Here is a 26,264-nt window from a genome sequence, read left to right on the forward strand (position 1 = left end):
GAACAGCCGCCCGATATCAGCTGGACGGGTGCCCACATTAGCTGCGCGCGACTCCACACGGGACCGATCCGCAAAGAAGCGGACCGGAGGCCCGCCGGCCGCCACCTGAATCCGATTTCAAGTTCATTTCGCGGTATCGCCGCGATCCGGTGCGCGGCGAATTTCAATGGACTCACACCGATGCCTGCGGCGTGGGCGTAGTGATGGAGGAGCGGAATGGAACCGATCGTCGAAGTGAGCGGCGGCAAGATCCAGGGACGAACGACGAACGGTGTGAGCGCGTTTCTCGGTGTCCCGTACGCGGCGGCGCCGATCGGGCTCGCACGATATCTCGCGCCGCAGCCGGTGGTGCCCTGGGACGGGATTCGCGCGGCGGATACGCTGGGCGCCACCTGCATTCAGCCCTCGTACCCGCCCGGTATCGAGGAGATCCTGGGGACCTACGCCGTGCCCGGCGCGGAATACCTCAATGTGAATGTGTGGACCCCGGACCCCGGCGGTGCGGGCCTGCCGGTCATGGTCTGGATTCACGGCGGCGCGTTCGAACACGGGTCCAATGCCGTACCGGCCTACGACGGTGCCGCCTTCGCCCGCGACGGCGTGGTGCTGGTGTCGGTGAACTACCGGCTCGGCGTCTCGGGCTTCGCGGTTCTCGACGGCGCCCCCGCCAACCGCGGGCTGCTCGACCAGCTCTTCGCCTTGACCTGGGTGCAGGACAATATCGCGTCCTTCGGCGGCGATCCGGCCAATGTCACGGTCTTCGGCGAATCGGCGGGCGCGATGAGCGTCGCGGCGCTGCTCAGCGCCCCGGCCTCGCGTGGCCTGTTCGGCAGGGCGATCATGCAGAGCGGCAACGGCAGCGTCGCGGTCACCGCGGACGATGCCCGGCTGACGAGCGCGGAGCTTGCGAAGAAGCTCGACATCGCGCCGACCGCCGCAGAATTCGCGCAGGTGTCGCCCGCCGACCTACTCGTCGCACAGCAGGCCGTTCATGCCGAATTTGCGCTGAACCCGGACCCGGCACGCTGGGGAGCCTCGGTGGTCGCGGCCGGCGGCGGGGTCATGAACCTGATGCCCACGCTCGACGGTGAGCTGCTGTCGGCACTGCCGATCGACGCCGTCACCGCCGGATCCGCGCGCGGCATCCCGCTGATCATCGGCGTCACCGCCGAGGAATTCCGCCTGTTCACCGTTCCCACGGGCCTGTCCGACGCGGCCACCACCGAGATGCTTCCGTTCTTGCTGGCGCGCTTCGGTATCGAGGCATCCATAGCCGAGCTTTTCGCCGCCGCCCGCCCGGACGACACTCCCGGCGATGTTTTGGCGGCCGTCATCACCGACGGCATGTTCCGCCGCCCGACCGCCGAGTTAGCCGCCGCACACGCCGCGACCGGAACCCCGGCCTACGTCTACGAATTCGGCTGGCAGCGCACCGACGGTGATCTCGGCGCCTGCCACGGCCTCGAAGTCCCGTTCGTCTTCGACACGCTCGCCAATGCGGTTCCGCTCGCCGGCCCCCATGCACCGCAGCGCCTCGCCGACGAAATCCATGCGGCCTGGGTCGCTTTCGCCACCACCGGCGACCCGGGCTGGGCGCGGTACAGCGCCGACCAGCGCGCTGTCATGCGCTTCGGCGACCCCCGATCAGAGCTCGTCACCGGCCCCGCCGGCGGCGCGTGGAGCACCGAGCCCCGCGCAGCGACCGATACCGCTGTGCCCGGTACGGACCGATAGACCCCCGGAAAGTCGAGGAAGACATGACCGAATGGATGACCGACGAGCGGTCACAGGCGCTGCGAGCGATCTGCGACACCATCGTCCCGCCACTGCGGCGACCCGATGACCAGGACGGCTTCTGGGCGCGTACCGCCTCCGAGCTCGGCGCGGACCAGGGGATTGTCGCCTATCTGGCAGGCATGCCCGAAGATCAGCGCACCGGACTGCTGGGGCTCATCGATGCCCTAGCCGCACAGGGCATTGTCGCGGCCTCGCCGCTGTCCCGCGAGGAATTGCTCAGGCGCACAGCGTTGCTCGGGCCGCTGACCGGGGCCGGAGTCGGGGTACTGATCTCGCTCACGCTGTTCCTCACCTACGGAATGCCGGATCCGGCCACCGGCCAGAATCCGATGTGGCGCAGATTCGGCTTCCCGGGCCCGATCGGCGCACCGCAGCAGGACACCAAGAACCTGCATATCACAGTGCCGCAGCCTGATTCGACCATCGAGGCCGATATCGTGATCGTCGGCTCCGGTGCGGGCGGTGGCGTGATCGCCGGACAGCTGGCCCAGGCCGGACTGCGCGTCGTGGTCCTGGAAGCAGGCGGCTACTTCGACGAATCCGACTTCAACCAGCTCGAACTGTGGGGCTTCCAGAACCTCTACTGGCGCGGTGGCCCGACGCCGACCGCCGATTTCAATATCTCACTCCAGGCCGGTGCGACTCTGGGCGGCGGCACCACCGTCAACTGGACCAACTGCCTGCGCACCCGGCCCTGGGTGCGTGAGCAGTGGGCGCGCGAACACGGGCTGAAGGATGTCGACGGCCCGGAGTTCGACCGGCATCTGGACGCAGTGGCGCAACGCATCTCGGTCAATGAGCAGTGTTCCGATTTCAACGGCCCGACCAAGCGCTTCCAGGAAGCGGCCGAGCACCTCGGCTGGTCGTTCGCCACCATTGCCCGCAATACCGATCCGGCGACCTACGATCCGGCCAGCGCGGGCTACCTGGGCTTCGGCGACCAGTCCGGATCCAAACAGGGCACCATGAAGACCTACCTGCGTGATGCCGCCGACGCGGGCGCGCAGATCATCGTGCGCAGCCGCGCCGATCGGGTCCTGGTCGAAAATGGCCGGGCCGCAGGTGTTTCAGCGACCTACGCCGATCCGGTGACCGGCGATGCCGCGACCTTCACCGTCCGTGCTCCCCGTGTTGTCGTCGCGGGCGGCGCGCTCGAATCACCCGCGCTGCTACTGCGGTCCGGCATTGGAGGCCCCGCGGTCGGTAAGTATCTGCGCCTGCATCCGGTCGCCGCGATCGCCGGTATCTACGCCCAGGATCAGCAGGCGTGGTGGGGCGCCCCGCACACCGGTCTGATCGACGAATTCGCCGATACCGGAGACGGTTACGGCTTCCTGATCGAGACGGCGCAGTACACGACCGGCTTGGGAGCCTCGGCGGTGCCGTGGGTATCGGGCGCCGCGCACAAGCAGTTCCTGAGCCGATTCAGCAATGCCGCCACCAGTTTGGCAGTGGTCCGGGACCGTGGGCACGGGCAGGTGACCATCGATGCCACCGGCAATTCGGTGGTGTCCTACTCCATAACGGACGAAGTCGACCTCGCCAATCTGCGCCAGGGCGTGGAAGCGCTGGCCGTCATGCACGAGGCCGCCGGCGCGGTGCAGATCGTGGCCTTCGCCGAGGGGCTGCCGACCTGGCGCTGGGGCGATGACCTCGACCGATACCTTGCCAAGATTCGCCGAATCCCATTCCGTGCCGGTGGCTATCGCATGTTCTCCGCGCACCAGATGGGCAGTTGCCGCATGGGCACCGACCCGCAGACCAGCGTCGCCGGACCCACGGGCGAACTGCACGACACCCCCGGCGTCTGGATCGGTGACGGCAGCGCATTCCCCACCGCCTCCGGCACCAATCCCATGCTGTCGATCATGGCGCTGGCGCACCGCACCGCCGAAGCGATCGCGGCGGACGCGGGCACAAAAATCCCCACCGGCGCATCGGCCACGGCGAAGTAGAGACGAGAACGAGATGACAACCACCGAACCCGCCGTACAACTGCACGACCGGGCCTATATCGGCGGCGAATGGATCGCGCTGTCCGGCAATGAGACCCACGAAGTGATCAACCCCGCCACCGAGCAAACTATCGCGACAGTCCGTCTCGGCACAGCCGCGGACGTCGACAAGGCGGTGAGCGCCGCCCAGGCCGGATTCGAATCCTGGTCGCGTAGTTCGGTTTCCACCCGGGCCGACGTGCTGGCAGCCATCGCCGCCGGACTCGAAGCGCGCGGAGATGAACTGGCCGCGGTGATTTCGCAGGAGGTCGGCACCCCCATCGCCGTCTCCCGGCTGTTGCAGGCGGGCTTGCCCGCTATGACGTTCTCGGCTGCCGCCCGGTTCGTGAGCGAGCTGCCTTGGGAAGAGGAACTCGGCAATGCCCTGATCGTCCGGGAGCCGGTCGGGGTGGTCGGTGCGATCACCCCGTGGAACTATCCGCTGCATCAGGTCGCCGCCAAGGTCGCCCCCGCGCTGGCCGCAGGCTGCTCGATCGTGGTGAAACCCAGTGAGGTGGCACCGCTTTCATCGTTCATCTTCGCTGAGATCATCGATGCCGTCGGCCTGCCCGCCGGTGTCTTCAACCTGGTTCCCGGCACCGGACCGGTGGTCGGCGAAGCACTGGCCGGGCATCCGGGCATCGATATGATCTCGCTGACCGGCTCCGCCACTGCGGGAGCCCGGGTCTCGGAGCTCGCCGCACGGACGATCAAGAAGGTCGCGCTGGAGCTGGGCGGAAAATCGGCCAATGTGATCCTCGACGATGCCGACCTGATGACCGCAGTGGTCGACGGCGTCGGCAAGTGCTTCCTCAATTCCGGCCAGACCTGCACGGCGCTGACCCGAATGCTGGTGCCGCGCAGCCGATTGGCGGAGGTGGAAGTCATTGCAAAGGCCGCCGTGGAGGCGGCCGTCGTCGGTGATCCCTTCGACCTGGCCACCGCTGTGGGGCCGATGGTCACAGCGGCACACCGCAATCGGGTACTGGGGTATATCCGCCGCGGCATCGATGAGGGAGCCACCCTGGTGACCGGCGGCACCGAGCCGGTCGAGGGTCTGGAGCACGGCTGGTTCGTGCGCCCCACCGTCTTCTCCGATGTCGATCCGTCCATGACGATCGCGCAGGAGGAGATCTTCGGACCGGTGCTGGCGATCTTGCCCTATGACGACGAGGACCACGCCGTGGCCATAGCCAATGGCACGCACTACGGCCTGTCCGGCGGAGTCTGGTCCGCCGATCCGGAACGCGCACAGCGCGTCGCCCGCCGGCTGCGCACCGGCCAGGTCGAAATCAATGGCGGCGCCTTCAGTCCCATCGCCCCCTTCGGTGGCTACAAGCAGTCCGGAAACGGCCGCGAACTCGGTCCGTACGGGGTGCTGGAGTTCCTCGAGACGAAAGCCATGTTCCGCTAGTCACGCGGTATCGGCAGAAGGAGCTGACAACTTATGTTGAGCACAATGCAGGATGAGTCGCTGTCGCTCGCAACGCTGTTGCGGTACGCGAGCACGGCGCACGCGGACTCCACGGTATCCACCTGGACCGGCACCGAATCGCGTGTCATGACCTACGGCGAGGTCGGCCGGCAGGCCGCGAAACTGGCGCATGCTCTGCGCGCGCTGGGAATCGACGTGGGGGACCGGGTCGCCACCTTCATGTGGAACAACAATGAGCATCTGGTGGCCTATGCCGGTGTTCCGGCAATGGGTGCGGTTTTGCACACGCTGAATATCCGGCTCTTCCCGGAGCAATTGGTATTCGTGGCGAACCACGCCGAAGATCGAGTTGTCATCGTCGACGGCAGCCTGGTGCCACTCTTGGCCGCCCAACTGCCGCACCTGAAAACGGTGCGCCACGTCATTGTCGCCAATGGTGACGGGGCCGCACTGGACGCACCGGAGGGCATCGAAGTACACAGCTACGACGCCCTGCTCGCCGATCAACCGGATACGTACGCGTACCCCGAGATCGACGAACGATCCGCCGCCGCAATGTGCTACACGTCGGGAACGACGGGAGATCCGAAAGGCGTGGTGTATTCGCATCGCTCGAACTGGTTGCACGCGATGCAAGCATGCAGCGGCAATGGAATGGGACTGGCCGCCGCGGACACCGTCCTGGCCATTGTGCCGATGTTCCATGCCAATGCCTGGGGCATCCCGTACGCGGCCTTGATGTCCGGGGCGTCGGTGCTGATGCCCGACCGATTCCTGCAGCCCGAACCACTGCTGGCGTTCATGGCCGCCGAACGGCCGACCTTCGCGGGGGCCGTGCCCACGATCTGGAACGGCGTGCTGGGCGCGCTCGAGGCGAAACCACAGGACATCACCCACCTTCGTGAGGTCGTTGTCGGCGGCTCCGCGGTCCCGCCCTCGCTGATGCGAGCGTTCGAGGACAAGCACGGCGTGCGAATCCTGCACGCCTGGGGCATGACCGAGACATCGCCGCTGGGCAGTGTCGCGCGCCCGCCCGCCGGTACGACCGGAGAGGAGGCGTTCGCCTACCGGATCACCCAGGGCCAGTTCCCGGCGGCCGTGCGAGCGCGGCTCGTCGACGACAGTGGCGCGGTGCTGCCCCACGATGGAAGAGCGGTGGGCGAGTTGCAGGTTCGCGGGCCGTGGATCACCGGCGCGTACTACGGACCGGACGGCGCGGTGGTCGACGCGGACAAGTTCCAGGACGGCTGGCTGCGTACGGGCGATGTCGGCCACATCAGTCCCGACGGCTACCTGACACTGGTCGACCGGTCCAAGGACATCATCAAGTCCGGTGGCGAATGGATCTCCTCTGTCGATCTGGAGAACGCCGTCATGGGGCACCCGGACATTGTGGAAGCGGCCGTCTTCGGCATTCCCGACGCGAAATGGGATGAGCGCCCGGTTGTTGCGGCGGTACTGCGCGACGGCGCCACCGTCGCACCCGCGGCGCTGCGCGAATTCCTGACCGGCAAGGTCGCCAAATGGCAGCTACCCGAACACTGGACGTTCATTCCCGAGGTACCCAAGACGAGCGTCGGCAAGTTCGACAAGAAGGCGCTGCGCGCGCAATTCGCCGACGGCGGACTGGAAATCACCACTCTCGGGTGAGGATTTCCATCGCTGGAGAACCGACAGCGCCCGGGCCGCCGCGGCCCGGGTGAGCTGGCCGTATCCACTCCGGGCAGGGACCGGACGGTACTTTCCTGGGAGTCGTTCACAGTTTCGGGTGATATCGTCTCGCCGCCGCAGAGGGCACATGCGGCCGGCGGTTTCGGACCGGGACGAATCGGGACGGGACCGCGCGCCGGAGAGATCGCGTAGGAGGCTCGGTTCTGTTGCACGGCAATACTTCCTGGACTGCTGGTGGACAATCGGGTGCACACCGGAAACCACCGGCTATCACCATTTTGAAGGGTCGCGCGGTCATCGCCGCGGTGGCCGCCGGGGCGGCGGTCGCTGCCGGGCAGGCCGGTCTGCAAGACGTGGGCGGGCACAAGACCACCACGGCTGCCGGACCTTCGACACTGGAGATTGCCGCCCTGCAGCCCGCGGCTCTCACCGGTACGGACGCGCACTTCCCGGAGATCCTGGATGCCGCCCAGCCGGAGGATCCCGCCCAATACCAGGACATTCTGGCGAACGGCCAGCAGTTCGAGGCCGATATCGCGGCCCGGGCGGCCTCGAAACTGCGTCCGCTCTTCGTGAAATTCGCCTCGGGTACCTTCACCTCCGGATTCGGAACACGCTGGGGCGCAGAGCATCTGGGCGTGGATGTCGCCGCCCCGATCGGAACTCCCATCTACGCCATCATGGATGGCAATGTCATCAGCGCGGGACCGGCCGACGGCTTCGGCATGTGGGTCCGGCTGCAGCACGACGACGGCACCATCACCGTCTACGGTCACGTGGACACCGCGACAGTCTCTGTGGGCCAGCGGGTCCTGGCCGGCGACCAGATCGCCACGGTCGGCAATCGCGGCTTCTCCACCGGCCCGCACTGCCATTTCGAGGTGTGGCTCAATGGCGCCGACAAGATCGATCCGCTGCCCTGGCTCGCCAGCCGCGGTATCTCCCTCGGACCGGAAATCGACTGATCGCGTCAGGCGGTGCGGACGCGTAGCCGATCCGCACCGCGCAGTACCGGCTCGATCACGCGTGCGGCAATGGGTCCCAGCACTGCCATGATCAGAACATAGGTGGTGGCCAGTGCGGCGAACTCCGGGGGAACGGCACCGGCGGTGACCGCGAGACCCGCGATGACTATGGAGAATTCGCCTCGTGCGACCAGCGCTGATCCGGCGCGTGCGCGACCGTAGCGCGAAGCCCCGGCGCGTTCGGCCGCCCACCAGCCGGTCGCGATCTTGGTCGCGGCGGTCACGAAGGCGAGCGTGAGCGCCCATCCGAGTACCGGTGGAATGCTGGACGGATCGGTGCTGAGTCCGAACAGCACGAAGAACAGCGCGGCGAACAGATCCCGCAGCGGTTCCAGCAGTTTGGCGGCATTGTGTGCGGTGGAACCGGAGATGGCGATGCCGAGCAGGAAGGCGCCCACCGCGGCGGAAACCTGTAGTGACGAGGCCAATCCCGCAATCAGCAGGGCCGCGCCGAGCAGTTTGAGCAGGAAGATCTCACGGTCGTCGCTATCGACGATCTTCGATACGAACTTGCCGAAGCGCAATGCGACCACCAGTACGACCGTCACCGTCACCAACGCGATACCGACGGTCTTCATCCCGGCCGCGAAGCCCGCGCCCGCCAGCACCGCGGTGAGCACCGGGAGATATCCGGCCATGACCAGATCCTCGAACACCAGAATCGACAGGATCGTCGGCGTCTCCCTATTGCCGAGGCGCCCCAGATCATTGAGCACCTTGGCGACAATGCCGGAGGAAGAGATATAGGTGACCCCGGCCATGGCGACCGCACCCGTCGCACCCCAGCCCAGCAGCAGCGCCACCGTCACACCCGGCGCCGCATTGAGCACCAGATCCACCACGCCGGCAAGCCACGACGTGCGCAGGCCGGTGACCAGTTCAGTGGCGCTGTATTCCAGCCCCAGCAGCAAAAGCAGCAGCACCACACCGATCTCGCTGGCCAGTTCGATGAACTGATCCACGTGCTCGAGTCCGATCAAACCGCCGGTGCCGAACACCAGCCCGCCGATCAGATACAGCGGTATGGGCGACATTCCGATGCGTGCGGCCAGCCGTCCGAGCAACCCCAACCCGAAGAGCACCGCCCCCAGTTGGATCAGCGACAGTGCGGTTTCGTGAGCAACCACCGGACTCACCCGTCCGTCAGGATGGGCGCGGCGGTGCGCCCGTCGGTGGTGCCGTAGTTGCGTATGCGGAAACCGGATGTGTGTGTTGCTGCAATCTTCACGCCCCTACCTTAATCGGACAAATCGGTCAGTTTGACCAGTGGGGTCGAAGTGCGCACCTGCACGTGGTAGTGAACAACGCATGGGGGCAACACAATTGGGTCCGCTCAGGTGTTCCGAGACGATCCGAGGTCCGAGATCGGACTGTGCTCGAACGTGGCCGGGCGGGCAGGTGAACGGGAGTGGATTTCACATGGCATTGCCTGTTCACCTTCCGTATGGTTGCGATATCTTGGCTATACAACTTTTGGGCCGAGTGTGTGTGCTGCTGCCGGGGGCGTTTTCGGTCCCCGGTCTCTGATGGAATGCCGGATCCAGGAGTTCGCTAGTGCGTATCGCAACTGCTCGCAATATTGGAATCTGTCTTGTCGCAGGGGCTTTGGTCCTCAGCGCAGGCGCCTGCACGAAGAAGTCGGAAACGTCCGCGGGTGGGGCCGCGACGGCGACTTCGGCTGCGGATCTCGGAGGAATGGACGCGCTCGTGGCTGCGGCCAAGAAGGAGGGCACGCTGAATCTCATGGCGCTGCCCCGTGATTGGGCCGGGTACGGCGCGCTGATGGACAATTTCGGCGCCAAGTACGGCATCAAGGTCAATGACGACAACCCCGGCGCCGCCAGCGCCGACGAGATCAATGCGATCAAATCGCTGAAGGGGCAGGATCGCGCGCCCGATGCGGTGGATGTCGGCACCTCATTCGCCATCAGCGGCGCCAAGGAGGGGCTCTACGCGCCCTACAAGGTGAGCACCTGGGCCGATATCCCGGACTCGCAGAAGGATGCGAGCGGCACGTGGTACGGCGATTACGGCGGCTATATCTCCATCGGCTGTGATGCCGCGAAGGTCGCGGTGTGCCCGACGACCATCGCCGATCTGGCCAAGCCCGCGTACAAGGGGCAGGTCGCGCTGAGCGGTGACCCGCTCAAGAGCAACTCCGCACTGATGGCGGTATGGACCGCGGCCCTGGCGACCGGAGGGTCGGCGGACAGCATCCAGCCCGGTATCGATTTCTTCGGCAAGCTCAAGGCCCAGGGGAACTTCGTTCCGGTCAAGGCGACCGCGGCGACCGTGCAGTCCGGCGAGACGCCGATCATCATCGACTGGGACTACCTGAACGCCGGAATCGCCCAGTCGCTGGGCAATACGAGCGTGAAGTGGACCGTCGCGGTGTCCACCGACGCCTCCATCGGCGGCTATTACGCGCAGGCGATCAGCAAGACCGCACCGCACCCGGCCGCCGCGCGGCTGTGGCAGGAATACCTCTACAGCGATGAGGGCCAGAACGGTCTGCTCAAGGGCTTCGCGCGCCCGGTGCGCCTGCCCGCCATGCAGAAGGCCGGCACCGTCGATCCCGCACTGACCAAGGTGCTGCCGACCGCCAGCGACAAGGCCGTCTACCCGACGGACGATCAGGCCGCGAAGGCCAAGGACACGCTCACCCAGAACTGGGCGAACACCGTCAAATGAGAACATCGGTTCGTTCAGCCCGGGCCCTCGGTTGGCTCGGGCTGGTCCCGTTCCTCGGCTACGTCGGTGTGTTCTTCCTCCTGCCCACCGGCGTGATCATGTACTCGGCCTTCCGAATTGGTGACGATGCGAATTCCTCCTTCGGGACCGCGAATGTCACGGCGGCACTGAAGGGCGCGTATCTCACCGGGCTGAAGAACAGTGTCGTGCTGTCCCTGGTGGTCGCGATCATCGCCGCGGTACTGGGTGTGATTCTGGCGTACGCGATTACGAGCGGACGCGGGCAGACCCTGCAGCGCGTGGTGTCCACCAGTGCGGCCGTGCTCGCGAATTTCGGTGGGCTGCCACTGGCATTCCTGTTCGTCGCGGCGATCGGCAATGCCGGTGTGCTGACGAAACTGTTGCAGGATCATCTGGGCGTTTCCTTGCGTGACGATCTGCACCTGGATCTGTACTCCCAGGCCGGCGTGCAGTTCGTCTACCTGTATTTCCTTGTGCCGCTGATGGTTCTGGTGATCACACCGGCGCTCGAGGGATTGCGGCCGGAATGGCGTGAGGCGGCCGAGAGCCTCGGTGCGCGGGGCTGGCAGTACTGGCGCTATGTCGCCGGACCCGCCCTGCTGCCGCACTTCCTCGGCAGCGTCGCGCTGCTGTTCTGCACATCCTTCTCCTCTTTCGCCACGGCCGATGCGCTCACCAATGGCACGCTCTCGATCACGCCGCTGCAGATCGAGAGCGCCGTCTCCGGCAATGTGCTTGTCGGACAGGAGAATCTGGGCGCCGCCATGGCTCTGAACATGATCGTGGTCGTGGTGCCGCTCACCCTGCTCTACCAGTACATGCAGAACAGGACCTCGCGATGGCTACAGTGACCGATCCCGCGGCGGCGCTGGGCAGCCCGGCGGCGGCGCCGAATCCGCCGCGCCGTTCAGCACGCCGGGTATCACCGCCCACGGCCTACTGGCGCTGGATCGTGCTCGGTCTCGCCGCGATCTACTTCATCGGGCCGTTCGCGGTGGCGTTCTGGTTCACCATCCACGACAAGGGCGGGGTGAGTTTTCGCGTCTACACGCGAATCCTTTCCGCGAACGGGCTTTCCGGCACCCTGAGTACCTCGCTGATCCTCGGCCTGATCGCGGTGGTCATCACGCTGGTGCTCATGGTGCCGACAATGCTGCTGGTGCACTTGCGTTTACCCGCCGCGCGCACGCTGGTCGAGCTGTTGTCCCTGCTGCCGTTGGTGATTCCGCCGGTCGCCCTGGTGGTGGGTGTGCGCAGCGTGCTGTCGTGGGGCAATAACAGCGACTACGTCCAAGTGTCCCAGGTGTTCACGGCACTGCAGCAGCAGCCGCTGTCGCTGATTCTGGCCCTGGAGTACGTGGTGATCGCGCTGCCGTTCACCTTTCGTGCGCTCGACGCCGGAATCCGGGGTTCGCGCATCGACGTCCTGGTCGAAGCCGCGCAAAACCTCGGCGCCGGATGGACGATAGTGATGTGGCGGGTGGTGCTGCCCACGCTGCGCACCGCACTGCTGAACGCGGCCTTCCTGACCTTCGCATTGGTCATGGGGGAGTACACCATTGCGAAGATTCTCATCTTCCGCACCTTCCCGGTGTGGCTTGCACAGTCCGCCAATTCCGATGGCCAGTTGCAGGTCGCGCTGTCGATTCTGAGCTTGGTGCTCACCTGGCTCGTACTACTCGTAGTCGTCTCGATCGCCGGTCGATCACGAAAGGCTCCCCGATGACCGCCCAGCCAGTCCCCGAGATCAGCAGCACCGCAGTCGGTTTCGTCGACGTGCACCGCCATTACGGCTCGGTGCGGGCCCTCGACGGTCTGAATCTGGATATCGAGCCCGGCGAATTCGTCGCGCTACTGGGTCCGTCCGGATGCGGGAAGACCACGGCGCTGCGGATTCTCGCCGGATTCGATCACCCGACCTCCGGCGAGATTCTCGTCGACGGGCGCGACGCGTCGGCCATTCCGGCGAACAAGCGCGATATGGGCATGGTCTTCCAGTCCTACAGCCTGTTCCCGACCATGTCGGCGCTCGACAATGTCGCCTTCGGGCTCAATCTGCGTGGACGGCCCGCCAAGCGGCGCCGGGAGCGGGCGCAGGAGCTGCTCGATATGGTCGGGCTCGCCGAGCATATGGCGAAGTTCCCGCATCAGCTGTCGGGCGGGCAGCAGCAGCGCGTCGCTCTGGCGCGTGCGCTCGCGATCGCCCCGCGCGTGCTGCTGCTCGACGAGCCGTTGTCGGCGCTCGATGCGAAAGTGCGGCAGCAGTTGCGGGAGGAGATCCGGCGTATTCAACGAGAATTGGGTGTGACCACGGTCTTCGTCACCCACGACCAGGAGGAGGCGCTGGCCATCGCGGACCGGGTCGCGGTCATGCGCAATGGCCGGATGGAACAGTGCGCGAGTCCCGATCAGGTGTACCAGCGGCCCGCGACACCGTTTGTCGCCGAATTCGTCGGGACCATGAACCGCATTCCGGCGACTGCGGTCGACGCCACCCATGTGCGGGTGGGGGAGCAGGTGCTGCTGTGTGACGGTGAGGCGACGTGCTCCGGTGAGGTGACGGTGCTCGCTCGCCCGGAGGCGGTCCTGGTGCACGAATCCTCCGATGGCACAGCGATTGTAGAGGCCGGGACCTTCTACGGTGCGACCACCCGCCTGCGCCTGACCCGGGCCGACGGGACGCAATTGCTCGCGGATATCGCCAGCCATCGTGCGGGCGACCTGCCGCCCGGTACTCGTGTCGAAGTTTCGCTGCTCGACCGGCCGGTGCTGCTGGCGGCGGAACCGAGTTGAATAGAGTTGGCGTGTGACCACTGGACAGCCGAGGGTGCCGCGGTATCGGGAGATCGCCGAGCAGTTGCGCGAGGCGATCGAGAACGGTGAGTTCGCCGACGGTGAGTCATTGCCCTCGGAACACCATCTCGGCGAACGCTACGGCGTTTCGCGGGGCACCATTCGGCAGACCTTCGCCTATCTGCGCGCCTCGGGCATCGTCTCGTCGCGGCAGGGTGCACGACGGCAGGTGCTGCGTGGTCCACGCGCGCAACCGATGACCGAATTGCTCAGCTTCTCACGATGGGCGCGGAGCATCGGCGAGACGCCGAGCAGCCGCACCATCGGGACCGAATTTGTCACCCCCGCACCGGAGGTCCGGGAGAAACTGGGTTTGACGCAGGGGGAGCAGGCTTTTCACGTCGAGCGGGTCCGGCTGCTGAGCGGGGCGGCGATCATGCTGGAGAGCACCTACTACCCGGAACGACTCGCCGCGCCGATTCTGGCCATGGACCTCGACGCCGAGTCGATCACCGACAATCTCGAGGACTACGGCATCGTCTTCGTCGACGCCGAACATTCGATCGAGGCGATCGGCGCTACCGCGCGTACCGCGGAGCTGCTCGGAATCCACATCGGCACACCGCTATTGCGCACCATGCGCCGGACCACCGACCCGGCGGGTGAGGTGCTCGAGTGTTCGTTCGACACCTACCTCGGGTCGGCGGTCGCCTTCGTCGTGCGTAATTCGGTGGCCGCGGGTGCGGTCAGCCGGGTCAGATCGAAGGTGTCGCACTGAGCGTGCGATCCATCGCCTCGATAGCGGTACGGAAATCGGCGAGGGTCAGCTCCGGGGCATTCGGATCCTTACCGGCATCGTCGAATCTGCGCAGCGCCGTCGCGGCATCGCGGTGCGGTTCGGCGGTGAAGGCCGCCACCTCCTCGGGGCTCATGGTCCCGCCCTGTACGGCCATGGTGAATTTCGATGCCTCCGAAAGCCTCTCGTAGTAGGTCGAGTCCGTCGCGCACAGATACCGCTTGGCGGCCACATGCAGGCGGACCGGCTCGGTGACCGAGGCATCGAACCACTGCGAAAGCCATTCGGCGGCAATCGTGTCATGGCGATTGTCATTGCCCCGCATGAGCTCTCGACCGCTCATGGCGCCCGAGAAATGCCCGACATCGTGCACCACGGCGGCGACGATCAATGCCGTCGGAGCGCCCGATTCGCGGGCCGCCCGAGCGGTCTGGAACATGTGCGCCGCCATCGAAACCTGCTCGCCGAGGTAGTCTTTCGCGCCCTCGCCTTCGAACAGCTCCGACAGGGCCTCATACGCATGCGTCATCGCGCCTGCTCCTCCAGTTTCCGCAGGGTGCTCGACAGGCCGTCCAGATCGGCGTAGGTGCCCTGGAGGTGGCGGCCGCCGGCTGCCGCGAAAGCAGTGCGGGCGTGCAGGGTCCGGGTGTTGTCGAAAATCAGGCAATCACCGATGCCGAGCCGGAAGTTCAGCTGAGCCTGTGGTGCGTACAGCAGTTCCGCGAAGGTCCGGTACGCGGCATAGAACGCGCGGACGCGCGCTGGATCGGCGAGCGGCACTTCCATCGACCTGTTGTTGAACCGGACCTCACGAATCCGGTGCTCCGCATCGAGACCGATCAGGGGCACCACAGCAGCCAAACGGGTGCCATCACCCTCGTACCGATAGGTGACCGCGGTCGAAGTGAGCACGTCGAAGGCGGCAGGATCATTCGCACGCAGGGTCGCGGCCGCCGCGAAGCCGTCGACGAGGCCGGAATCACCGCCCTCGGCGGCATTGTGCAGGCACAGCAGCAGTTGCAGCGTCGGCACCGGATCTCGGTACGGGTTGTCGGTGTGCGGGGTGATGGCCAATCCCGTGAATGCCAGATTCACCGGATTGGGTTCCACCCGGACATCGAAGATCCGGCCGTAATTCGTCTCGCGCACATACCCGAACGTCTCCGCGACCTGTGTCACCTGGCCTAGCTCGGCCGGAACTCCGCGCAGCAGTACAAATCCCCACTCGACCACCTGCCGCAGCGCCGGACCGGGATTCTCCAGGTACGTCTGCCAGGCGACCGGTGCCAAGTCTGCGGCGTCGGCCTGTGGCCAGAGGGTCTTCGACCGCTCGCTGCGATGGTCGAGATCGGCGACGCGAGCGGTATCGCCCAGCAGGCCGTCGATCGCGAACGACGTACGGTGCCCGCCCGGCGCGAAGACGACCTCGAGCCGATCGTTGATGACACCCGCATCCTCGACGCGGACCTCGGCGGGCAGCTCGACGATATTGAACAGCCGCTGTCCGCTCGTCGTATCACGGCTGAGCGCATCAGGGGCGTTGTCCCGCAACCACATTGCCGGTATCTCGACGGTGCGATCGGCCGTCGTCAACCACACATCCCCGTCCACAACGGATGCCTCGACCGCAGGCCCGTTCACAACTTGGCTATACATGTTGAGGAGTATGGCACGACGCTCCGGACCGCCCGGGTGGTCACGCCCTGAATATCGCGTGAACAGCTGCCTTCGCCGTAGCAGTCGAGCAGCGGCGTACCTGAAAATATCGATGTGAGTTCAGAAATGATCGTTCTTTTGATCGTGATCGTCACCGCGTTGGGATTCGATTTCACCAACGGTTTCCATGACACTGCCAATGCAATGGCGACGTCGATCGCCACCGGAGCACTCAAGCCCCGGGTGGCGGTAGCCATGTCGGCGGTGCTCAATTTGCTGGGCGCCTTCCTCTCGGTGGAGGTCGCCAAGACTGTGTCGGGTGGTCTGCTGAATATCGGCAATGTGAACCACATGGCAATGCTGCACATCGTTTTCGCCGGCCTGGTCGGCGGCATTCTGTGGAATCTGCTCACCTGGCTGTTCGGAATTCCGTCGAGTTCCTCGCATGCGCTGTTCGGTGGCCTGATCGGCGCGGCCGTGGCCGCCCTGGGCGCCAGCGGCGTGATCTGGACCGGCAATGAGAAGACCGGACTGATCAGCAAGATCATCGTTCCGGCGGTGCTGGCGCCGTTCGTCGCCGCGCTGGTCGCGGGGCTGGGCACCTTCCTGATCTACCGGCTCACCCGCCGATCGGCGAAGAAGCGGGTCGATGACGGCTTCCGTTGGGGCCAGATCGGTTCCGCCGCACTGGTTTCGCTCGCGCACGGCACGAACGACGCGCAGAAGACGATGGGCGTCATCTTCATGGCCCTGGTCGCGCACGGCACCTTCAACAACAGCGACGATATTCCGCTGTGGGTGAAGTTCGCCTGTGCCTCCGCTATTGCCCTGGGCACCTACCTGGGTGGCTGGCGCATCATTCGCACGCTCGGCAAGGGCCTTGTGGAAATCGACCCGCCGCAGGGTTTCGCGGCCGAAGCCTCCTCGGCGGCAATCATTCTCACGTCGGCGCAGTTCGGTCTGCCGCTCTCGACCACGCAGGTCGCGACCGGATCGATCCTGGGCACCGGGCTCGGCAAGCCGGGCGCGGAAGTGCGCTGGGGCGTCCTGGGCCGGATGGCGACCGCCTGGCTGTTCACGCTGCCGCTGGCGGGCCTGGTCGGCGCGCTGTGCTGGGGGATCGCGGATCTGTTCGGCGGACTCGGCGGTGTCCTGGTCGACTTCGCGCTGCTGATCGGCCTGTCGGTCTTCATCTACCTGCGTTCCCGGCGAAACCCGGTGGACACCAGCAATGTCAACGACGAATGGGACGGCGGCCTCACGCCTCCGTCGGACGTCAAGGTCGCCGCCGGCGCGACGGTCTGAGGAGCTACGGTCCATGCATACGTTCAACGCCATCGCCAAGTCACTCGGTGAAGTGACGCTGATCGCCCTGGTCCTCGGGGCCGGACTGCCGCTGATCTTCACGATCGGCATCCGGTTCTGGTCGATGGAGACCGTAACCGCGGACGGGACGGCGCCCACCGGCGCCCGCAACCCGGCCGCACTCGCGGTGGCCTACCTCTGCTTCGCTATTGTCATCCTGGCGATCGGGGCCGGAATCCTGTACATCGCAAAGGATTTCATCAGCCACTCGTTCGACGTCCAGCTCTTCGGCGCCAAACCTCCCAAGAAGTGAATCCATGACTTTTTCGAGTACGTCAATTCTCGGAGCGGTATTGCGCTGGTTGCGCGCGGGATACCCCGACGGTGTTCCGTCCGAGGACTATGTGGCGCTGTTCGCGGTACTGCACCGCCGCCTCACCGCATCCGAAATCAATCAAGTAGTCGAACAATTGGTGGCCGAGGATACCGACGGCCGCGACGGCCGCGATCGCATCGAGGCCGCGATTGCGGGGCTTGCCCATGAGAAGCCCGGCGACGACGATATAAACCGTGTCGCGTCACGGCTGGCGGCCGCCGGCTGGCCGCTGGCACACCCGTCCGAGGCCTGATACCTACCGCGGAGGCCGGAATTCCTATGGCGTTATCTGCACTGCTGTCCCGCATCGTCGCCTGGCTGCGTGCCGGATATCCGCACGGGGTGCCGGATACCGATTACATCCCGTTGCTCTCGCTGCTGGCGGGGCGACTGCCCGAGGACGAGGTGCGGCAGATCGCTGCCGCACTCGTCCAGCAGGGTGCACTTCCCGCTGACAAGGCCGATGTCGGGGTGGTCATCACCAAACTGACCGACGAGCTGCCGAGCGAATCCGACCTGGCCCGTGTGCGCGCGCACCTGGTGGCGTCGGGCTGGCCGATCGAGAACGACTGGAACGACATCGGCCAGTGACAGCGCGCTAGGTCGCGGAACGTCGCGATGCCATCACCGCACTGCGGTGATGGCATTCCTGGTCGCCTCCGCGATCAAGTCATTGTTCGCCTGGGCATCTTGCGCGGAGTGGGTGGACAGCACCGCGATAACGATGGGTGCGCTGCTGCCGGTCGGCCAGGTGACGGCAATGTCATTGGCAGTTCCGTAGCCGGAGCCGGTGCCGGTTTTGTCGGCGGTCTGCCAGTCGCTCGGCAGGCCCGCGCGGATACGCGTGCCGCCGGTCGTATTGGCGAGCAGCCACGCCGTCAACTGCTTGCGCTCCGGGGCCTGGAGTGCGTCGCCGGTGGTGAGAGCCTGGTAGTCGTGTGCGATCGCGGCCGGTGTCGTGGTGTCCTGCTCATTGCCCGGGATCGAATCGTTGAGCGCCGGTTCCCAGCGGTCCAGCCGAGTGACCTGATCGCCGAGGGTCCGAACGAATTGGGTGACCGCCTGGGGTCCGCCGAGCAGTTTCAGTACCTCGTTGCCCGCGACATTATCGCTGTGAGTGATTGCCGCATCGCACAATTCGAGTACCGACATACCGCTGCCGACTCGGGCGCCGGTGACCGGCGCGCCATCGGCTGCGGTGACGTCCGCATCGGTGAAATGGATGATCTGATCGAAGTATCCGGTCGCGAGCGGATGGGCGTGGAGCAGCGCGCCGCAGGCGAGGGCTTTGAATGTCGAGGCCATGGGGAAGCGCTCGTCCTGGCGGTAGCCGGCCGTCTTTCCCGAGGCGGTGTCGATTGCGAATACCCCGAGCCGCGCCTGGTTCCGCTGTTCCAGGCCGGCCAATTGGGCGTTGGCGGCAGTAGTCGTGGAGGCCGCGGGTGCTGCGGTGTCCGGGGTGTTCGAACTGTTTCCGCAGGCAGCGATCGCGGGGAGTATCACAGTCATCATCGCGGCGAATATCGGGCGGGCCGGGGTCGACCGCTTTCTGCTCTGAGTCATGGTGACACGACAACACAGAACCGGTACGGCTGTCCAAGACCACGCCCGGATGCGGCGATATCCGCACCGATATCGACGCAAGGTCAGTGCCGGGGTCGGTGGGCGCGGGCGTGGAATACGTGCCGGTGCGTGGAGACGACATCGGGCCAGAGGGCGTGCGCCCCGGTGCGGGTGAGGCCGTCCGCATTGAGGGCGTCGAAGGTCTGCCAGGCATCGAGCGCGTGGTGAGTTGCCTGCGCACGCAATGCCCGCGGCGGCGCATCGGCGGCCGCATCGAGTTCGGCGGCCGCGGTGGCGGCATTCTGCAAGGCGTCGGTCAGATGGGTGATGGTGACGGGGCGCCGGAACAGATAGGCGGCGGCCAGTGCGATCGTGGCGCCCAGGGCTGTTTCCCAGGCACGCGGGCCCATCGACTGGGCCGCGACGCCGGGGTGCGCGAGCTCGGGCATCAGCAGTGCCAGTGGCGTGACGAAAGCTACTGCGACACCGTAGTTTCGCGGAAAGAACAGCTGTGCCACGAACATGCAGACGGCGATGACCGCGAGGATCCCGACAACATTCGGGGCGAGCCGGAGCACCCCGGCGGTGGCCGCGATTCCGAGCAGCGTGCCTGCGGCGCGCTGCAGGGCGCGATGAAAGATCATGGTGGTGTGCGCGCCCTGCAGGACTGCCGCGGTCGATACGGGGACCCAATACCAGTGCGGCATATGGGTGCCGAGGGCGAGGGCGGCGGCCAGCGCGGTGGGCACTGCCATACGTTCCGCGTGCACCCGGGCGATCGAATGCCGATCGATCAAGTGGCGGCGTATATCTCGCAGCAGGGTGGTGCGTGATTGTCGCCGGTGTGACCGGCCGGCGAGCGCTGCCTTGCTGTGGCTGGTCCGCGTGGCAGCGGCGATCGTCGCATCTACGGGCCGGTCTCCCGCCATTGCGGCGGATGCCCGATTCTTCTTTCCGCCGGCAAGGGCGGCGAGAGTGTCACGACGAGAGTTGTTGCCGCCGTCGTTGATCAGTGCCATGCGATCGCCGATCAACTCATCGAGGATCAGATCTGCCTGCTCCGCAAGGTGATTGAGCCGTGTGACCTCGTGGTGATCGCGAGCGGGCAGCGACAGTGCCGTCTGGACTGCCACTGCGGCCGCGTGCCGTGCCACGTCTTCTCCCGGAGTGCCCAGTGCGCCGGTGAAGCGCGAAAGCTGGAGGTAGGCATGGGAGATCGCCGCGCGGTAGGGGCGGGCCGGATATGCCAGAACCGAGAGCGCGGTCATCGCTATCGCGAAGCCCGCACCGGCGGCCGTCCACAGCGCGCGCTGGCCGAGCTGATGCGGTTCGACGGGCAGCGCCAGCGCGATACTCGACGCGATCAGGATCAAGATCATGCCGGGTTGCCCTGCGCGGGCCACATCGATGACGAAGGTGGCGAGTCCGGCGACGACGGCAATGAGTACAGCTGCGATCCAGGGCGATCCCGCGACCGCGGAGAACAACGTGACGCCCGCGACTATGGCGAGACCGGCTGCGCTGCTGATGCGCAGGCGGCGTGCGCTGGGCTCGCCGATGCCGTAGACGACGGCGAATCCGCCTGCGACCGCGAGCAGTCCGGCGGACCGGCCGACAATGGCGTTCAGCGCGAGAAACGGCACCACGGTGGCAAACAGCGCCAGCACGGCGGCCTCCCATGCCCAGGGGCCGGGCCGGTGCGCCACGAGCGCGCGCAGAAGCGGCGGATGCCTTGGGGCGGGCGGGAATTCGGAGGCGAGGGCGTGTGTCATCGAATCACACCGGTAATCACGAATTGCAGGGTATTGCCGAGGACTTCCTCGAACTGCGGGGCAGGCAGTGAGCAGGCCGGCTCGAAGCGGAAGACGTAGCGCTCCATAATCGTTCCGATGAGCAGGCAGCGCACCAGCGCATTGCGGGCCGGGCCGGTGCCCTCGTCGCCGAAAATGGCGCGCAGCGGCGTGGCCAGCTGCACATCCAGGACCGATCGCATGATCTGCTCGCTCGGCGGATGGGTCATGGCCGAGCGCAGCAGCGCCTGCCAGGGATCGTCGGCGCTCATATGCTCCCACCGTTCGACATAGCGTCGCGCCAGCCGGGCTCCCAAGCCCTCGAGATCGCCGGGCAAGACGTCGTCGCGCAGTCGGAGATCACTGACGACCTCCCGGAAGAGGGCCTCTTTGCTGCCGAAATAGGTGATCACCAGTGCCGGATTGACATCGGCGTCCGCGGCAATGGCGCGTATCGACGTCTGGTCGAAGCCGCGCTCGGTGAAAAGCCTGCGCGCCGACTCCAGGACGCTGCGCCGCCTGCCCTCGGGATCGTGCGTCCGCTTGCGCTTGGTGGGGTGTTGCTCCGCGGTCGCCATCCTGCAAATCTAAACGTGCGTTTAAAAATAGTCTATGTGGGTTGGTTCACTCCCAGGTATGAGCTGGTTAACTGGCCGTGTGACTACCCCGTTCATCAAGATCTGTGGTTTGAAGACCGAAGCCGACGTCGACGCGGCCGTGACCGCCGGTGCTGATGCGGTGGGGTTCGTCTTCGCGCCGGGTAGTCCTCGGACTGTTGACGCGACCGTCGCAGCACGTCTGGCCGAGCGGGTACCGGCGGGCGTGCTCACCGTGGGCGTCTTTCGAGGTCAGTCCGTCGAGGAGATCCGGCGTTTGGTGCGGGAAAGTGGTGTACGCGCAGCACAGTTGCACGGGGAAGAGGGGCCGGAGTACTTCGAGGCGCTGCGCGCTGAAGGAAAGACGTTGCTGCGCGCCACCTCCCAGCATGTCGAAAGATGCGGGGAGTACGGAGAGGATCTGCTCTTGCTCGATGCGCCCGATCCGGGCTCGGGCAAACCTTGGAATTGGGGATCGGCGCAGTTCTCCGCCCCGGAAGGACACTGGCTGCTGGCGGGCGGACTCAGCCCGCACAATGTCCGCGAGGCTTTGGACCTGACCGGCGCATGGGGCGTTGACGTCTCCAGCGGGGTCGAAAGTGAGCGCGGCGTGAAGTCGCCGGATCTCATCCGGGCATTCATCGCAACGGCTCGTAGCGGCAGGCCGGTGACCTCGGCGGGATGAGCCTCCGGCACTTGTCGGTAGGCGTGGCCATCCCTCGCTCGGGGGACCCGAGATCACCCGGTGGAGCGATGTTTCGGCTGGTTGTGCTGGCTAGCGTGGCGGTATGGAGCCTGCTCAGGAAGTAACCCGGCAGCAACCGCTCGCTCGCCCTCTGCAGGAATCGTTCGGACGCCGGCATGTGATCGACGCGGTGGTGCCCAATGGCTCCTTCCTGATCGGGTATGCCCTCGCGGGCCCACTGGTCGGGGTGACCGCTGCACTTGTCGTGGCATCGGTCCTGGTGCTGATACGCGTGCTGCGCAGCGAGCGGCTGCGACTGATCGCGATGTCGTTCTGCGGCGTGCTGCTGCAGGCCGCGCTGGTGCTGGGCACGGGGGAGGGGCGCAACTTCTTCCTGTCCTGGCTGGTGATCAATGCCGCACTCCTCATCGTGTTCGCGGGATCGCTGGTCCGGGGCCGTCCCATCACCGTGCGCATCGCGCGCCGCGCCGGATTGCCGGAGGCTCCGGACGTACATCAGAGACTCACGGGCTACTGGCTCGGACTGTGGGCGCTGCACCTGGCGGTCGGTGTACCGCTGTATCTCGCGAATCAGGTTGTCGCGCTGGGCATTGCGCACTTCGTGCTCGGTCTGCCCGCCCTGTTCGCACTCGCGGTGCTGTCGTGGCGTCTGCTCACCCGGCCCGCCGAACCGTCACCGGCCCGTCATTACCGAGAGGAAGTTCGATGAAAACGCAGTCCAGCACAGAGATTCCGACGCTCGGCCGTGCTCGGCTACCGATGCTCGGTGATGTCGGCGGCTTCGCGGGTCAGCGCACGGCATTCGAGTTGCCGTCGGCTTTCGGTGAGCTCGGCAGTCTGATTTCCGCGCGCCGATTCGGGCGGGAGGTGCTGATGGCCGGTCGGGTGGATGTGGTAAGCGATCTGTGTGACGACACCCGGTTCGTCAAATTTGTCGGTCCGGCGCTGAAGCTGTTGCGCGGCAATATCGGCGGGGGATTGTTCACCGCTGACAATGATGACCCGAATTGGGCGAAGGCCCACAACATCCTGATGCCCGGCTTCGCGATGGACGAGATCGACAGCTATCACCCGGCCATGCTCAGGGTCGCGGCGGCGCTGATGGGCAAATGGGATGCCGCGGCAGACCGCACTGCCGTCGATGTTGTCGGGGATCTCACCGGATTGACCTTGGACACCATCGGATTGGCCGGATTCGGCTACGACTTCGGATCGTTCGGGCGGGCGACCTCGCATCCGTTCGTCGAGGCGCTGCGCGAGGTTTTGACGAGTACTCAGCAACGGTTGCGGCGTCCGCCGGGCAGCGACAGGCTCTACCGGCGACAGGATGCCGCGCAGCAGGAGCAGAGCTCGGTCATGTTGTCCACCATCGACGATGTGCTGCGGGCCCGCCGCGAGCGGGACGACACCTCGACCGATGACCTGCTCGGGCTGATGCTCAATGCGGTCGATCCGCGGTCGGGCGCCGGGCTCGACGACACGAATATTCGCGATCAGATTGTCACCTTCCTGGTCGCGGGGCACGAGACCACCTCGGGTGCACTGTCTTTCGCGCTCTATGAGCTCGTCAAGAATCCGGTCGCGCTCGCTCGCGCGACCGCCGAGGTGGATGCGATGTGGGGCGCGGCCGATAGTCCGCAGCCCACCGCCGACGATGTCCGCCGATTGCGTTATGTACGACAGTGTCTGGACGAGTCGCTGCGGCTGTGGCCGACGGCTCCCGGATTCAACCGGGTCAGTGCGGCCGATACGGTGCTGGCCGGCCGGTACCCGGTTTCCGCTGGTCAGCAGGTGTTGGTAGTGCTGCCCGCGCTGCACCGCGACCCGTGCTGGGGCGACAATACCGATGCCTTCGATCCCGACCGCTTCACGCCCGAACGCACCGCCGCGCGCCCGGTACATGCCTACAAGCCTTTCGGGACCGGCGAACGCGCCTGCATCGGAAGCCGTTTCGCGGTGCACGAGGCCACGCTGGTGCTCGGACTGCTGTTGCACCGCTACGCATTCGACGATCACAGCAACTATCGGCTGGAGGTCGCGCAGACGCTGACGGTGAAGCCGCGCGGGTTCACGCTCCGGTTGCGTCGCCGCACTCCGGCTGAGCGGGCTGTCGCCGATGTGCCGGCCTCGGTTGCCGTCGACAGTCCGAAAGCATTGCGTGCCAAGGCGGCACCGCTGACCGTGCTGCACGGTTCGAATCTGGGCGTGACCAAGCGCTGGGCCGACAATCTTGCCGCTCGCGCAGGCGAGGCGGGGTTCACGGTGCACCGGGGCAGTCTCGACGATGCGGTCGACTCGCTGCCGACAGATCATCCGGTGCTGCTGCTCGCCGCGTCCTACAACGGCCGGTGTACCGACGACGCGGCGCGATTCGTCGATCGGCTGGAGCATGCTCGGGATGGTGAGTTCGACGGTGTTCGGTTCGGTGTTCTCGGTGTGGGTGACCGCAATTGGAGTGCGACCTACCAGCGTGTGCCCACTTTCATCGATGAGCGACTCGCGGCGGCCGGTGGGCAGCGGATGGTGCCGCGCGGAATTGCGGATGCCGCTGTGGGGTTGTCTGTCGCCGCGGATCCGTGGATCGACGAGGTCCTCGGCACTCTGCTGAGCGAATTCGGTGAGCCGGTCGACGGTCCGGTCGGAGCGGCGCCATCGGGTCATCGAATCGTGAAAGTCGCTGGGACCGATGCCGCTACGGCCTTGACCACCGGATTCTCGGGGTTCACCGTGGCAGCCAATGAGCCGCTCACCGACCAAGGCCGGCCGGGCCGCACGAAGCGGATGCTGCGCCTCGGGCTGCCCGCCGGTGCCGAGTACCGCACCAGCGATCAGCTTGTTGTGCTCGCCCCCAACCCCGGTCGGCACGTCAAAGGTGCGCTGGCGGCTTGCGCGCTCGATGGAGAGCAACTGGTTGTGGTCGAGCCGACCCGGACGGTCAGTGAGTCCCGCATACCCACCGGTGTGCCGATCAGTGTGGAAGATCTGCTGCGCCACACCGTCGACCTGCGTATTCCGGTCTCGGACACGATTGTTCGCCGACTGGCCGAGCTCAACCCCTGCCCGCCGGAGGCACGCGCGCTGACCGCTCTCGCCGAGTCCACGCCCGAGATCGCCCGGCCCACCCTGATCGAGCTGGTGGAGCAGTATCCGGCGCTCACCGGTCGCATCGATCTCGCTACGCTGCTCGACCTGCTGCCGCCGTTGCGGCCCCGGACGTATTCGATCTCCTCGAGTCCCGCGGCGAGTCCGGGTGCCGTCGAATTGCTCGTCGCGGTGGTCGAATCCGGCGTCGGCGAGCGCGGCACGGGATCCGGCTACCTCGCCGGCCTCGCGCCCGGTGATCGGATCTGGGCACGCCTGCAGCCCTGCCGGGAAGTCTTCCGCGTCGACCCTGCCAGCTCGGTGCCCACCGTGCTGATCGCGGCCGGGAGCGGGCTGGCGCCCTTCCACGGCGTCATCGCCGACCGCGTCCACGCCCTGCGTCAAGGCTTGGAGTTAGCGCAGGCCACACTGTATTTCGGCTGCGATCACCCAGATCTGGACTACCTGTACCGCGAGGTGCTGACGGTTGCCGAAACCGCAGGTGCGGTGAGCGTGCGGCCCGCATTCAGTACGCAGCCCATCGAGAACGCCCGCTATGCCCAGGATCGCCTGGCTCAGGACGCCGACCACATCTGGGCCCAGTTGCAGGCGGGCGCGCAGGTCTACGTCTGCGGTGACGCTCGCCGTCTCGCCCCCGGTGTCCGCGAGACCCTCATGCGGATCTACCGCGACAACACCGGAGCCGATGCGGACCAAGCCCAGCAGTGGCTCGGTGACCTCGGACAACAGGGTCGCTACGTCGAAGACGTCTACGCGAGCTGAGGGCTCCGAACGGAATAGTCGAAAGTCCCTGTCCCGCCTGCGAATATCGCAGGCGGGATTCGTCGTCCCCCTGTCGGATGATTTCGCATCCCCCTCGAGAGGGATATTCATTCGAAAAAGTCGGTGGGAATTCAGGGTTGTGGATCACAAATGTCTTGTCTGCATGACGAATTCGATTTCTATGC

Annotated in this window: 22 protein-coding genes and 1 pseudogene; 17 read left to right on the forward strand and 6 right to left on the reverse strand. The window is 66.1% G+C overall.

What is annotated here, in order from left to right:
- The first annotated feature begins 216 nt into the window (after positions 1 to 216).
- The 5 genes and pseudogenes from JWN03_RS22225 to JWN03_RS22245 form a co-directional block, all read left to right on the forward strand.
- A complete protein-coding gene (locus tag JWN03_RS22225; RefSeq protein ID WP_297618221.1) occupies positions 217 to 1,734 on the forward strand; it encodes a carboxylesterase/lipase family protein in 1,518 nt (505 codons plus the stop codon).
- Positions 1,735 to 1,757: 23 nt separating this feature from the next.
- Positions 1,758 to 3,752 (forward strand): FAD-dependent oxidoreductase, encoded by a 1,995-nt coding sequence (locus JWN03_RS22230; protein ID WP_297618223.1) that lies wholly within the window; start codon positions 1,758 to 1,760, stop codon positions 3,750 to 3,752.
- A gap of 13 nt (positions 3,753 to 3,765) precedes the next feature.
- A complete protein-coding gene (locus JWN03_RS22235; RefSeq protein ID WP_297618227.1) occupies positions 3,766 to 5,205 on the forward strand; it encodes an aldehyde dehydrogenase family protein in 1,440 nt (479 codons plus the stop codon).
- Positions 5,206 to 5,238: 33 nt separating this feature from the next.
- A complete protein-coding gene (locus JWN03_RS22240) occupies positions 5,239 to 6,876 on the forward strand; it encodes a long-chain fatty acid--CoA ligase (RefSeq protein ID WP_297618230.1) in 1,638 nt (545 codons plus the stop codon).
- A gap of 266 nt (positions 6,877 to 7,142) precedes the next feature.
- Positions 7,143 to 7,862, forward strand: a pseudogene (locus tag JWN03_RS22245) (M23 family metallopeptidase); the annotation flags it as partial.
- A gap of 5 nt (positions 7,863 to 7,867) precedes the next feature.
- Here JWN03_RS22245 and JWN03_RS22250 read toward each other — a convergent pair.
- Entirely contained in the window at positions 7,868 to 9,049 is a 1,182-nt protein-coding gene (locus JWN03_RS22250; RefSeq protein WP_297618233.1) for a cation:proton antiporter, read from the reverse strand.
- A gap of 568 nt (positions 9,050 to 9,617) precedes the next feature.
- Here JWN03_RS22250 and JWN03_RS22255 point away from each other — a divergent pair.
- Genes JWN03_RS22255 through JWN03_RS22275 form a run of 5 tightly spaced genes read left to right on the forward strand, consistent with a single transcriptional unit; the run spans position 9,618 to position 14,205 of the window.
- Positions 9,618 to 10,613 (forward strand): ABC transporter substrate-binding protein, encoded by a 996-nt coding sequence (locus JWN03_RS22255; protein ID WP_297618236.1) that lies wholly within the window; start codon positions 9,618 to 9,620, stop codon positions 10,611 to 10,613.
- Positions 10,610 to 11,485, forward strand: coding sequence for an ABC transporter permease (locus JWN03_RS22260; RefSeq protein ID WP_297618239.1), 876 nt, complete (start codon positions 10,610 to 10,612; stop codon positions 11,483 to 11,485). Before JWN03_RS22255 ends, JWN03_RS22260 begins: the two co-directional genes overlap by 4 nt.
- Positions 11,473 to 12,360, forward strand: coding sequence for an ABC transporter permease (locus tag JWN03_RS22265; RefSeq protein ID WP_297618241.1), 888 nt, complete (start codon positions 11,473 to 11,475; stop codon positions 12,358 to 12,360). Before JWN03_RS22260 ends, JWN03_RS22265 begins: the two co-directional genes overlap by 13 nt.
- Positions 12,357 to 13,427, forward strand: a complete 1,071-nt coding sequence (locus JWN03_RS22270) for an ABC transporter ATP-binding protein (protein WP_297618244.1) — start codon at positions 12,357 to 12,359, stop codon at positions 13,425 to 13,427. Before JWN03_RS22265 ends, JWN03_RS22270 begins: the two co-directional genes overlap by 4 nt.
- Positions 13,428 to 13,440: 13 nt before the next feature.
- Entirely contained in the window at positions 13,441 to 14,205 is a 765-nt protein-coding gene (locus JWN03_RS22275; protein WP_297618247.1) for a GntR family transcriptional regulator, read from the forward strand.
- On the opposite strand, the gene JWN03_RS22280 is transcribed toward JWN03_RS22275, so the two are convergent.
- Both JWN03_RS22280 and tmpA read right to left on the reverse strand, forming a co-directional pair.
- Complete coding sequence (locus JWN03_RS22280) at positions 14,183 to 14,752, reverse strand: HD domain-containing protein (RefSeq protein WP_297618250.1); 570 nt, start codon at positions 14,750 to 14,752, stop codon at positions 14,183 to 14,185. The genes JWN03_RS22275 and JWN03_RS22280 overlap by 23 nt on opposite strands.
- On the reverse strand, positions 14,749 to 15,879 hold the full coding sequence (gene tmpA, locus JWN03_RS22285; RefSeq protein ID WP_297618253.1) for a 2-trimethylaminoethylphosphonate dioxygenase: 1,131 nt from the start codon (positions 15,877 to 15,879) through the stop codon (positions 14,749 to 14,751). The genes JWN03_RS22280 and tmpA overlap by 4 nt, the downstream gene beginning before the upstream one ends.
- A gap of 114 nt (positions 15,880 to 15,993) precedes the next feature.
- Between tmpA and JWN03_RS22290 the strand changes: the two genes are divergently transcribed.
- The 4 genes from JWN03_RS22290 to JWN03_RS22305 are packed head-to-tail and all read left to right on the forward strand — an operon-like array spanning position 15,994 to position 18,151.
- The gene (locus JWN03_RS22290) at positions 15,994 to 17,184 is read left to right on the forward strand and encodes an inorganic phosphate transporter (protein ID WP_297618256.1); all 1,191 of its coding nucleotides are present in this window, start codon (positions 15,994 to 15,996) and stop codon (positions 17,182 to 17,184) included.
- Positions 17,185 to 17,197: 13 nt separating this feature from the next.
- Entirely contained in the window at positions 17,198 to 17,497 is a 300-nt protein-coding gene (locus JWN03_RS22295; RefSeq protein WP_297618258.1) for a hypothetical protein, read from the forward strand.
- Positions 17,498 to 17,501: 4 nt separating this feature from the next.
- A complete protein-coding gene (locus tag JWN03_RS22300; RefSeq protein ID WP_297618261.1) occupies positions 17,502 to 17,813 on the forward strand; it encodes a DUF3349 domain-containing protein in 312 nt (103 codons plus the stop codon).
- Between the two features lie 26 nt (positions 17,814 to 17,839).
- Positions 17,840 to 18,151 carry a DUF3349 domain-containing protein gene (locus JWN03_RS22305; RefSeq protein WP_297618264.1) on the forward strand — a complete coding sequence of 104 codons (312 nt, stop codon included), beginning with the start codon at positions 17,840 to 17,842 and terminating at the stop codon, positions 18,149 to 18,151.
- 33 nt (positions 18,152 to 18,184) lie between these two features.
- Here JWN03_RS22305 and bla read toward each other — a convergent pair whose 3' ends face one another.
- The 3 genes from bla to JWN03_RS22320 all read right to left on the reverse strand — a co-directional run bounded on the left by bla (position 18,185) and on the right by JWN03_RS22320 (position 21,491).
- Positions 18,185 to 19,072, reverse strand: coding sequence for a class A beta-lactamase (gene bla / locus JWN03_RS22310; RefSeq protein ID WP_297618267.1), 888 nt, complete (start codon positions 19,070 to 19,072; stop codon positions 18,185 to 18,187).
- Between the two features lie 134 nt (positions 19,073 to 19,206).
- On the reverse strand, positions 19,207 to 20,895 hold the full coding sequence (locus JWN03_RS22315; RefSeq protein WP_297618269.1) for an FUSC family protein: 1,689 nt from the start codon (positions 20,893 to 20,895) through the stop codon (positions 19,207 to 19,209).
- Complete coding sequence (locus JWN03_RS22320; protein WP_297618272.1) at positions 20,892 to 21,491, reverse strand: TetR/AcrR family transcriptional regulator; 600 nt, start codon at positions 21,489 to 21,491, stop codon at positions 20,892 to 20,894. The genes JWN03_RS22315 and JWN03_RS22320 overlap by 4 nt, the downstream gene beginning before the upstream one ends.
- A 79-nt stretch (positions 21,492 to 21,570) precedes the next feature.
- Here JWN03_RS22320 and JWN03_RS22325 point away from each other — a divergent pair, with 79 nt between their 5' ends.
- The 3 genes from JWN03_RS22325 (at position 21,571) to JWN03_RS22335 (ending at position 26,079) form a co-directional block, all read left to right on the forward strand.
- Positions 21,571 to 22,194 (forward strand): phosphoribosylanthranilate isomerase, encoded by a 624-nt coding sequence (locus JWN03_RS22325; protein WP_297618275.1) that lies wholly within the window; start codon positions 21,571 to 21,573, stop codon positions 22,192 to 22,194.
- Positions 22,195 to 22,297: 103 nt separating this feature from the next.
- Positions 22,298 to 22,924, forward strand: coding sequence for a DUF3159 domain-containing protein (locus JWN03_RS22330; protein ID WP_297618277.1), 627 nt, complete (start codon positions 22,298 to 22,300; stop codon positions 22,922 to 22,924).
- Positions 22,921 to 26,079: a cytochrome P450 gene (locus JWN03_RS22335; protein WP_297618279.1), complete on the forward strand. Its 3,159-nt coding sequence runs from the start codon at positions 22,921 to 22,923 to the stop codon at positions 26,077 to 26,079. Before JWN03_RS22330 ends, JWN03_RS22335 begins: the two co-directional genes overlap by 4 nt.
- Positions 26,080 to 26,264 lie beyond the last annotated feature (185 nt).

The sequence above is a fragment of the Nocardia sp. genome (genome assembly GCF_025465275.1).
Lineage (GTDB): Bacteria > Actinomycetota > Actinomycetes > Mycobacteriales > Mycobacteriaceae > Nocardia.

Coding starts and splice junctions, on each gene's coding strand:
- JWN03_RS22235 (WP_297618227.1), top strand. CDS start 3,766: ATGACAACCACCGAACCCGCCGTACAACTGCACGACCGGGCCTATATC.
- JWN03_RS22300 (WP_297618261.1), top strand. CDS start 17,502: ATGACTTTTTCGAGTACGTCAATTCTCGGAGCGGTATTGCGCTGGTTG.
- JWN03_RS22335 (WP_297618279.1), top strand. CDS start 22,921: ATGAAAACGCAGTCCAGCACAGAGATTCCGACGCTCGGCCGTGCTCGG.
- JWN03_RS22240 (WP_297618230.1), top strand. CDS start 5,239: ATGTTGAGCACAATGCAGGATGAGTCGCTGTCGCTCGCAACGCTGTTG.
- JWN03_RS22295 (WP_297618258.1), top strand. CDS start 17,198: ATGCATACGTTCAACGCCATCGCCAAGTCACTCGGTGAAGTGACGCTG.
- JWN03_RS22230 (WP_297618223.1), top strand. CDS start 1,758: ATGACCGAATGGATGACCGACGAGCGGTCACAGGCGCTGCGAGCGATC.
- JWN03_RS22260 (WP_297618239.1), top strand. CDS start 10,610: ATGAGAACATCGGTTCGTTCAGCCCGGGCCCTCGGTTGGCTCGGGCTG.
- JWN03_RS22320 (WP_297618272.1), bottom strand. CDS start 21,491: ATGGCGACCGCGGAGCAACACCCCACCAAGCGCAAGCGGACGCACGAT.
- JWN03_RS22305 (WP_297618264.1), top strand. CDS start 17,840: ATGGCGTTATCTGCACTGCTGTCCCGCATCGTCGCCTGGCTGCGTGCC.
- bla (WP_297618267.1), bottom strand. CDS start 19,072: ATGATGACTGTGATACTCCCCGCGATCGCTGCCTGCGGAAACAGTTCG.
- JWN03_RS22225 (WP_297618221.1), top strand. CDS start 217: ATGGAACCGATCGTCGAAGTGAGCGGCGGCAAGATCCAGGGACGAACG.
- JWN03_RS22330 (WP_297618277.1), top strand. CDS start 22,298: ATGGAGCCTGCTCAGGAAGTAACCCGGCAGCAACCGCTCGCTCGCCCT.
- JWN03_RS22270 (WP_297618244.1), top strand. CDS start 12,357: ATGACCGCCCAGCCAGTCCCCGAGATCAGCAGCACCGCAGTCGGTTTC.
- tmpA (WP_297618253.1), bottom strand. CDS start 15,879: ATGTATAGCCAAGTTGTGAACGGGCCTGCGGTCGAGGCATCCGTTGTG.
- JWN03_RS22265 (WP_297618241.1), top strand. CDS start 11,473: ATGGCTACAGTGACCGATCCCGCGGCGGCGCTGGGCAGCCCGGCGGCG.
- JWN03_RS22255 (WP_297618236.1), top strand. CDS start 9,618: ATGGACGCGCTCGTGGCTGCGGCCAAGAAGGAGGGCACGCTGAATCTC.
- JWN03_RS22280 (WP_297618250.1), bottom strand. CDS start 14,752: ATGACGCATGCGTATGAGGCCCTGTCGGAGCTGTTCGAAGGCGAGGGC.
- JWN03_RS22315 (WP_297618269.1), bottom strand. CDS start 20,895: ATGACACACGCCCTCGCCTCCGAATTCCCGCCCGCCCCAAGGCATCCG.